5 protein-coding genes and 2 pseudogenes are annotated in these 8,391 nt (G+C 46.6%); all 7 read right to left on the bottom strand.

The window, feature by feature from the left end; translation table 11 throughout:
- A pseudogene (locus F569_RS20095) lies at positions 1-616 on the bottom strand (transposase); the annotation flags it as partial.
- Positions 617-631: 15 nt separating this feature from the next.
- Positions 632-1,165 (bottom strand): alpha-E domain-containing protein, encoded by a 534-nt coding sequence (locus F569_RS19255; protein WP_233353719.1) that lies wholly within the window; start codon positions 1,163-1,165, stop codon positions 632-634.
- A 76-nt stretch (positions 1,166-1,241) separates the two neighbouring features.
- Positions 1,242-1,499: pseudogene (locus tag F569_RS0115705) on the bottom strand (circularly permuted type 2 ATP-grasp protein); the annotation flags it as partial.
- Between the two features lie 106 nt (positions 1,500-1,605).
- Positions 1,606-2,454 carry a PI-PLC domain-containing protein gene (locus tag F569_RS0115700; protein WP_026942979.1) on the bottom strand — a complete coding sequence of 283 codons (849 nt, stop codon included), beginning with the start codon at positions 2,452-2,454 and terminating at the stop codon, positions 1,606-1,608.
- Positions 2,455-2,540: 86 nt separating this feature from the next.
- The gene (locus F569_RS0115695) at positions 2,541-3,275 is read right to left on the bottom strand and encodes a lipid A-modifier LpxR family protein (protein WP_233353715.1); all 735 of its coding nucleotides are present in this window, start codon (positions 3,273-3,275) and stop codon (positions 2,541-2,543) included.
- A 260-nt stretch (positions 3,276-3,535) separates the two neighbouring features.
- Positions 3,536-5,455 carry a ribonucleoside-diphosphate reductase subunit alpha gene (locus F569_RS0115690; RefSeq protein WP_084169065.1) on the bottom strand — a complete coding sequence of 640 codons (1,920 nt, stop codon included), beginning with the start codon at positions 5,453-5,455 and terminating at the stop codon, positions 3,536-3,538.
- Positions 5,456-5,861: 406 nt separating this feature from the next.
- Positions 5,862-8,366 carry a TonB-dependent receptor gene (locus F569_RS0115685; protein ID WP_026942976.1) on the bottom strand — a complete coding sequence of 835 codons (2,505 nt, stop codon included), beginning with the start codon at positions 8,364-8,366 and terminating at the stop codon, positions 5,862-5,864.
- Positions 8,367-8,391: the final 25 nt, after the last annotated feature.

The raw sequence follows: 8,391 nt of genomic DNA, 5'->3' as shown, positions 1-8,391 counted from the left end.
TGGCGTGGCGTGAACGCCTGATGGTCCGGCGGCTAGCGCGTAAGTGAGCCATGAGTTCTTTCTTTAGTACACCGCGTGCCTGTACATATAGACTTCGATATATAGTCTCATGCGATACGTGCTTTGGCGTCTCTCCTGGATACGTTCTCTTTAACCATCCTGCTATCTGCTGCGGTGACCATTTCTTTTGCAGTTTACGGGCAACAGTCTGCCTGAGGAAGGCGCTACGTGCAGCTTACACAATTTAGGACGACAGGCTCGTTCCCAAGCGTCTTTGTCAGCCGCCGTAGCTATATAAAAGGCGAGACCGCCATGGCGTTCAACTTCGCGGCTTATCGTTGAAGGGGGCGCCCTAAGCTTCGCGCTATTGCCCGAAGTAACAATCCAATGTTCAGTCCACGAGAGACCTCTTCTCGTTCAGTCAAGGTCAAAGCAAGAGGTGAACGTTTTCGCTCTGGCGTACGGATACCGCCCGTGCAGGATAACAACGGATAATTGATGAGAAATTACGCTCAAATAATCGTCCGATGGAACTCATGGACTCGCCACGCTCCCATCTGTCCCAAATATCTGACTTCTGTTTATCCGTGAAAAAGGTTCGTGTTCGTCTCGTCATAATATCGCTCCATCTTCAACTCATAATGTTAAAGTGTTGCGACGACCCGTTGAACTCACACCGTAATACAGACACACTACGCAAAATCGATTCCCATTGCACATTATCCATCGGGCCACCTACGACTGAGACAGAAGGCAAAAGGACGTAATATTTTACGTCCAATATGAGGGCTGTACTGTCCGCGCGCTCAATGAATGTACCGAGGCGGGCAAAATCATAAATATCATTACGCAGCATCGTTCCGTGAAGGGCGCCTTGTACTAAAGCACTTTGTCGGCGTATGAGACCTATAATTTCCGGAAGTGTTTTAGGTGTGATGCTTGCTTTCAAGCTGGCACAAATATTAAGCCAAGCCTCATTTACGGCTTCCCAAACCTCGCGAGTTAAAGCCGTGCCGGCGATACGCGCATTGGAATGCGGCAAGTCTATCATAGATAAGACACTGGACGGATTACTGCGATCCGGTAGAAGAAAATCAATGACCTCAGGGCCGTTATAATGATCATGGAGCGCCTCATATTGCGCCCTGTTTCCTGAAGATTTAATAATAGAGGCTCATTCATCATCTGCCGATTTAGAACGTGTCAAGGCTATGTAAAATCCGGCTTCGACGAGGCGTGCTGTACCCTCCTGAACCGTGCACTTCTTTGACTACGAGTTCTTCCAAATGCTCAAGCACATATTTCAAAGAGTCTGCCTCAGAGCAGCGCCATGTCGGTACATTTTTCAGCTGAACTTTCTTGCCGGTATAAAACTTGACAATCTCGGGCATGAAAAAATAAATGGCCTTATCATCTGCAATGCCCGACCCTGGAGCATTAGTAATTGTTACGACGCCTGCGCGGTTAACATCCATGATACCAGGCACACCTCGCAAAGATTCAGGCTTTATAGATCGCCGATAAACAGAAGATTTGGCTGGTGAATTTATGTCAGGAGGTATGTAAGGTATATTTCGTTGCAGCGGGCCGATCCGTTTCTATAATTTAATCCAAATAAAATCCTGAAATTCCCTTTGCGGCAAAATCGGCATGCAATCCTCGTGAATTAATATTTGCAGGTGCGCCGTGCAAATATATTGGTAAGCCCGTTTCTACGAGGCGTTCAGTTACGCTATCAATGAAAGCCCAACTCATTGGAACTGTCACACCTATTAAATTTTCTCTTTTTTCTTTCAAACTTGTAAAAAGGGATGCGGGGTATCCAATACGGTACATCGTTAAAATTATTTTTGCATTTGGATCCCGGCTTTTAATGAAGTCTATGTCAGAAATTGAATAGGCCTGAAAAATAAACTGATCGCGTTTTGGGCTCCGTATAATAGCATCAACAAAGTCGGGGAATTGTTCAAGCTTTTTCATATCAGTTACAATAAAAGCGTCAGGGTGTTTATCTAAAAACCTATTAATCCAAGGGACATCGACTGCATTATATTCACTCTCAATAGACCAACTAACTTTCTTATATTTTCGTGGTGTTGCCATATAATCATCACGTGTCGGTGGTAATTCATCTTTATAGCCCGTTTGCATTTTCCAATTAGGCCAGTCATGAGCCGCCACCCAATGACCATCAGCAGTTATGTCAAAATCAATCTCAAAAAGGCGGGTTCCATATGCATAATTTCGTTCTATGGCCTCACGGCTATTGGTGTAGGCATTCCCATCAATAGCTCCGCCGGCATGGGCTATAATTGTGCAGCATTTTTTCGGTTGCTCCACAGAATAATAATATGGGGATAGACCTTCGGCTTTATAATGGTAATTGTCATTACACCCTGCCAGCAACAAGGCCATGGCCAGTAGAATTACTTTTAAAATATATTCTGGTGTCATAACGCCATAGGCCCCAAAGATCTAATACAGTCTTTTGGTAAGTTAGTCTGAAAAACAGCCTTTGCAAAGTCGCAAAAATTCTAGTCTTAGCGTTTCCAGGTGAAGGAGAGTGCTGCCGCGTCTTCTTTAAAACTGAAATCTTCCGCTGTTGCTTCGCGGCGTAGGTATGAGAGCGACACATCAGCATCACCAATACGGTAACCGAGTCCCGCTTGGGCATCGCCCACAATGATGCGGTCTTGGAGGTGGAATTGTCCGCTTGTCAGGCGGCCAACTGAGTTAGGTGAATAAGTCAGGGCTTCTGCATCAGCGCCGGCAAAGAAATACCAGGTATTATTATCAAAATTAGAGCCCTTACGAAGATCTTCTCCGATCTCAACGACCGCGCCTACAACTGCAGATGAGCTCTCATCATTAAATCGCAACGCAGCTCTGGGCGTTAAAGATAAATCCAGTCCTTTTTGGCTGCGGCTTGTAAAAGCTTTTGCATAGCCCAAATCCAATGTCTCACTGCGGGAGAGACACCCCTCGCCTCCTGTCAGGCAATCCGTATCTGCCAAATCGAGCTTAAATAGAGTTGACCCCACGCTTTCTGCAGGGAGATCAAAGATATTAGACGTAAAATCGGGGCTTTCAGTCCCCAGATTTAGAGCTAATCCATCTGTTGGAGAAATAATCTGTGCGGGCGCCTCTGAAGCGCTATCCTGCGCGAATGATGCAGCAGGAGACAAAACCAAAATAGCAGGCATGATACAAAGCGCAGCGAGTAGCCGCTTTTTTTCGCCTTTCAAACGAGATTTATGCCTAAATCTGTCTAACAATTTAGTTTTAGACCCTCTTTAACTTACGACGCCACCTTACGTAGCATTATCCTATCACAATACACTTAATTTGACACGTCAAAATGACTAATGCATCTTAAACTTAATTTAATTCACATTAAGGAAGCCTTAACAGGTTAAAACTTCCGTGATTCATCTCACATAATCATAAAAAAACGCTCCGTAAGGAGCGCTTATCTAAAATTTGTGACGAAATTACGTCAAAACCATAAAGTCAGCCCAAATTCTTGAACTTCTCGCTATTGACAGGCAAGGCATTCTTCATAATCGGTTGGCGCGGCTGCGGCCATAGATTTTTCCATATCCGTCATTTCAGCTTTATCTTCAGCCCCAGCAAAGGAAGCCCGCTGAACAGATTTGGAACGGCAATAATAGAGCGATTTCACGCCTTTTTCCCACGCTTGCCAATGGAGCATGTGAAGGTCCCATTTATCAACATCACCCGGAAGGAAGATATTTAGGCTTTGAGCCTGACAGATATAGGGCGCGCGATCAGCAGCGTGTTCAATCACCCAGCGTTGATCAATCTCAAACGCTGTGCGGAAGGTCGCTTTTTCGTGCTCATCCAGTTCATCCATGAACTGCACAGACCCTTCATTTTCCAAAATCGTGCCCCAAACCTCATCTGTGTTTAAACCTTTGGTTTCGAGCAGATCTTCGAGCAGACGGTTCTTGACGGTGAAAGAGCCTGACAATGTCTTATGTGTATAGATATTGGCAGGTATAGGCTCAATACCGGCAGATGTACCGCCGCATATGATAGAGATGGAGGCCGTTGGCGCCACCGCCATTTTATGAGAAAAACGCGCTTTTACGCCCGCTTCGGCCGCATCAGGACAAGCCCCGCGCTCTTCAGCTAGCTTAACAGAAGCCGCATCCGCGCCGCGGCGGATGTGGCGGAAAAGCCTATTGTTAAAAGATTTCGCCATCGCGCTTTCAAACGGAATGCTCTTGGCTTGCAGCATAGAGTGAAAACCCATCAGACCCAGCCCAACAGAGCGCTCACGCGCGGCGGAATATTTCGCATCCGCCATGGACTCAGGTGCATTTTGGATAAAGTCTTCGAGAACATTATCAAGGAACCGCATAATGTCTTCGATAAAGCCTTCTTCATTCTTCCATTCATCATATTTTTCGGCATTGACGGAAGACAGACAGCAGACGGCTGTGCGCTGCTTGCCATATTTATCGCGGCCTGTCGGCAACATGATTTCAGCACAGAGGTTTGATTGCTGCACTTTTAGGCCCTGATCGCGTTGGTGCTTGGCTAGCGCCTCATTCACCGTATCGGAGAAAATCATATAAGGCTCACCCGTCTGGAGACGCATTTCAAGAATTTTCTGCCATAGCTTACGCGCAGACACTTCTTTGATGGTTTCCCCTGTATGCGGGCTCTTAAGCGCAAAATCTTTGCCGTCTTTCACGGCTTCCATAAATTCATCCGTGATGTTCAAGCCGTGATGCAGGTTAAGCGATTTACGGTTAAAGTCACCGGACGGCTTACGGATTTCTAGAAACTCTTCGATTTCCGGATGGTGGATATCCAGATAAACGGCAGCTGAGCCACGGCGCAGAGAGCCTTGGGAAATAGCGAGGGTCAAGCTGTCCATAACGCGAATAAAAGGAATGATGCCTGATGTCTTACCCGCACGGCCAATTTTCTCGCCAATCGAACGCACATTGCCCCAATAAGTCCCGATCCCGCCGCCATTAGAGGCGAGCCAGACATTCTCTGTCCACGCGCCTACAATAGAATCAAGGCTATCATCAACAGCATTTAGGAAGCAGGAGATTGGAAGGCCGCGTTCCGCACCGCCATTAGAAAGAACAGGCGTAGCCGGCATAAACCAGAGCTGTGACATGTAATCATAAAGGCGCTGGGCATGAGCTGTATCATCAGCATAGGCCTCAGACACCCGCGCAAACATATCTTGATAGGACTCTTCAGGGAGTAAGTAACGATCAACAAGCGTCTTTTTACCAAAATCAGTTAAAAGCGAATCGCGCGCGCGGACCTGCTTTACGGTCCCAATGCGCTGCTCTTTGACTGTTACCGGCTTTGGGGCAGCTTTTACGCGCGGCTTATAGGTTATGTCTTGCGTTGCGCCATCCTCATTGATGTCCGTCGTAGCAAATGCATTTGTTGAATTCTCTGACATATAAAACCCCTTTTAACTCCCAATTGCGGACGATTCTCATCGCACGGCTCAAAATTTGACGTCAAAGCTTCCCGAAGTGTCTCGCCAGGACACGGCTTCGATATCACTCTGAATGGAAAACCCCGAAATGTCTTCGGTATGTTTCGTTACTACATATAGTGTTGATTTGCCTCCATCCGTCAACACCTAGTGTGCTAAAAAAGAAAATTTTTAGTTAACACCTCCTTAAATTACGAAGAAAGCTGTGAATTTTTTATGACGGCTCCGATATGACCTGACTCTGCTTTAGGCAAAGTAGCGGTTTTCAACATAGCGTCTGAGTTTGGTATACAAGAATCCTTGGCATAAAAAAACGCCCGCTCAATTTTGAACGGGCGTTTTAGTAAATGAAGCTGAATTGGTGCTGTTATTGACCGAAGTTATATTTAAATCGCGCTCCAATAACACGAGGAGGCAAAACACTGGTTCGGAAACTCCGCACATTTGCTCCGCTTATTGTTTGATTAAAGAGCGACGTGCTGTTGACGCTTGATTCTGAATAGTCATCCAGAAGGTTTTCAGCATAAGCTGTTAATGACCAACTATCTTGCTCATAGCCAATAGATGCATTCAAACGGGCAAATCCATCAAGTGTTAAGCTAGAGCCACGCGCCCCAACACGTGAGAGAACATCGCCCTGATAGGACAGACCGCCATTTACGAATAAGTTACCGCTATAGAGGGGTTGCTCATAAGCACCAAAAACAGAAAACTGATGTTTGGGCGAACCTGGGAGTCTATCACCACTTGAAGCATCCTCAAACGCCGTAGCAAAACCGCCGCCTGGAGCAATAGTCCGCACCAAAGCAGAGACATCTTGCGTAAGGTTAGCATCAGTAAAACTGTAATTGCCGCGTAAGCTGAAATTATCGTTTATCTTCCAGTCTGAGGAAAGCTCAATACCTTTAGACTCAGCTTTACTTCCGTTTACGGTAATCGTCAGGCCAGCATTTACCGAAGACGAGACGATCTGAATATCATCCCACTTAATAAAATATGCCGCTGCATTAAATGTAAGGTCCCCATCTAGCCAGCGCGACTTAAACCCGACTTCGTAGTTATCAACGGTGTCAGGAAAATACTCACGCTCATTAATTTGCGCAATATCGCCCGCATTTGGCCCAAATTGCTGTCCTGGAACCAAGCCGCACTGGCCTTGCGGTCCGTCAACAAAGATATCAGGACATGGTGCCAGGCCGTTGGACGCTCCGATTCGATAACCTTGACTAAAGGTGGCGTAAACTGAATTGCCATTATCAAACTTATAGGAAGTGTTCACCTTAAAAAGCTCACCAGAAAAGTCTTGGTTTCCAGCAACCTCATAGGCGTCATCAATATCGTCAAGGTCAAAGAGACCGCAACTATCTGAAGGGCATCCAAAATAAGGGAAGAACACGGTCGTAACAGTATCTGTACTGTTCGGGAGTCTTACAGAATCTGCCGTATCAAGCTCGTATCCATAAAGACGAATACCGCCTGTCACCTGCCAAGCATCTGTGATTTGATATCCAATTTCACCAAATGCAGCCTGTTCGGTGAGTTCAGACTTACCAACCGCGTAATATTCAAGATCATTCAACGCGGCAGAGGTGCCGGGACCAAACGCAAAGTCGCCATAGAAAGGTGTAAATTCGGATGAGACACCAATATCATCACGTTTATTATAAAACGCGCCAACTATCCAGCTTAAGGGGCCTTCGCTTTGGGAGACCAAGCGTAGTTCTTGGTTAAAACGCTCACTCTTTTCAACTTCTTGCGTAAACCCTGTAAAGCTTGGGAATGTTTCGTAAGAGTATTCCAGACTGATCAACAAATCTGTTTGATCGCGTTGCCCTAGGAACTTTTCTTGGGAGATACCTGTCGCAGAGGTGAGCTCTGCAAAACCTAGATCTGCTGTAACTTCAAGAGCCAAAAGGCGCGTATCAAGTTTTGCGGGCTCCTCAACACGCTGCGGGGCTTCATATTCGCCTAGCGGGACAGATCCACGAAGACCTGATGTTGTACGCCCTCCGAATTTGGCGTTCTGGAAATAATAGGTCAAGTTAGCGTCGAAAGCATCTGTTGGCTGCCAACGAAGGGCCGCACGACCGGATAATGTTTCTTCTGTGTTAGCATCCTCGACACGGCGAAGATTGGCGTCAATATCGGCTTGATTTGTAAAGTCTGGATCAGGGTTAGACACGCCGATCGTCTGAACAACGTAAGGGTAGTCAATAAAACCCTTATCATCCAAATAATCCACAGAAGCCCGGAAAGCCAAAGTATCAGAAATCGTATAATTGACGGTTCCGCCAAGGTCTGTCGAAATACCGTCACCCTCTTTATATGAATATGCATCACCGCGCAGTTCAGCACTAAACCCATCAAAACTGGCCTTCTTTGGAATATAGCGAATAGCACCGCCCATTGTACCCGCACCGTAAAGTGTGCCCTGCGGCCCGAGTAGAACCTCAACACGCTCGAGGTCATTTAACCGCAAATCAACATAAAGCGGTATCTCACCAATATAAGGTGAAACAGTACCGCCGCCGTCAGATCCTGCGCCGCCACCGCCGCCCGCTATGGGATCAGCATTGATACCGCGCACAACAATACGGTTACCATCACGCCCGCCCTGGTCCAAAATATTGATACCCGGCACATAGTCGATCAATTGCGCGATATCATCAAAACCCTGCTGTTCAATTTGATCGCCGCCAACGGCCGCGATATTGAACGGAATATCCTGAATGGATTGTGCCCGTCGCGTCGCCGTTACAATAATCTCGTCGTCAACCTGCGCTACGGCAGGAACGCTTGCCGCGATAGCGGCCGCAAAAAGAACGGATGTACTCACGCTTTGCGCAAGGTTACGTTTGTAATTATTTTTCATATTTGTCTCCAATTTGCACAAAGCA

The sequence above is a fragment of the Hellea balneolensis DSM 19091 genome, assembly GCF_000428525.1.
Classification (GTDB): domain Bacteria; phylum Pseudomonadota; class Alphaproteobacteria; order Caulobacterales; family Maricaulaceae; genus Hellea; species Hellea balneolensis.
Note: the sequence above shows the minus strand (reverse complement) of the source record. Positions and strands in the feature narration are given on the sequence as shown.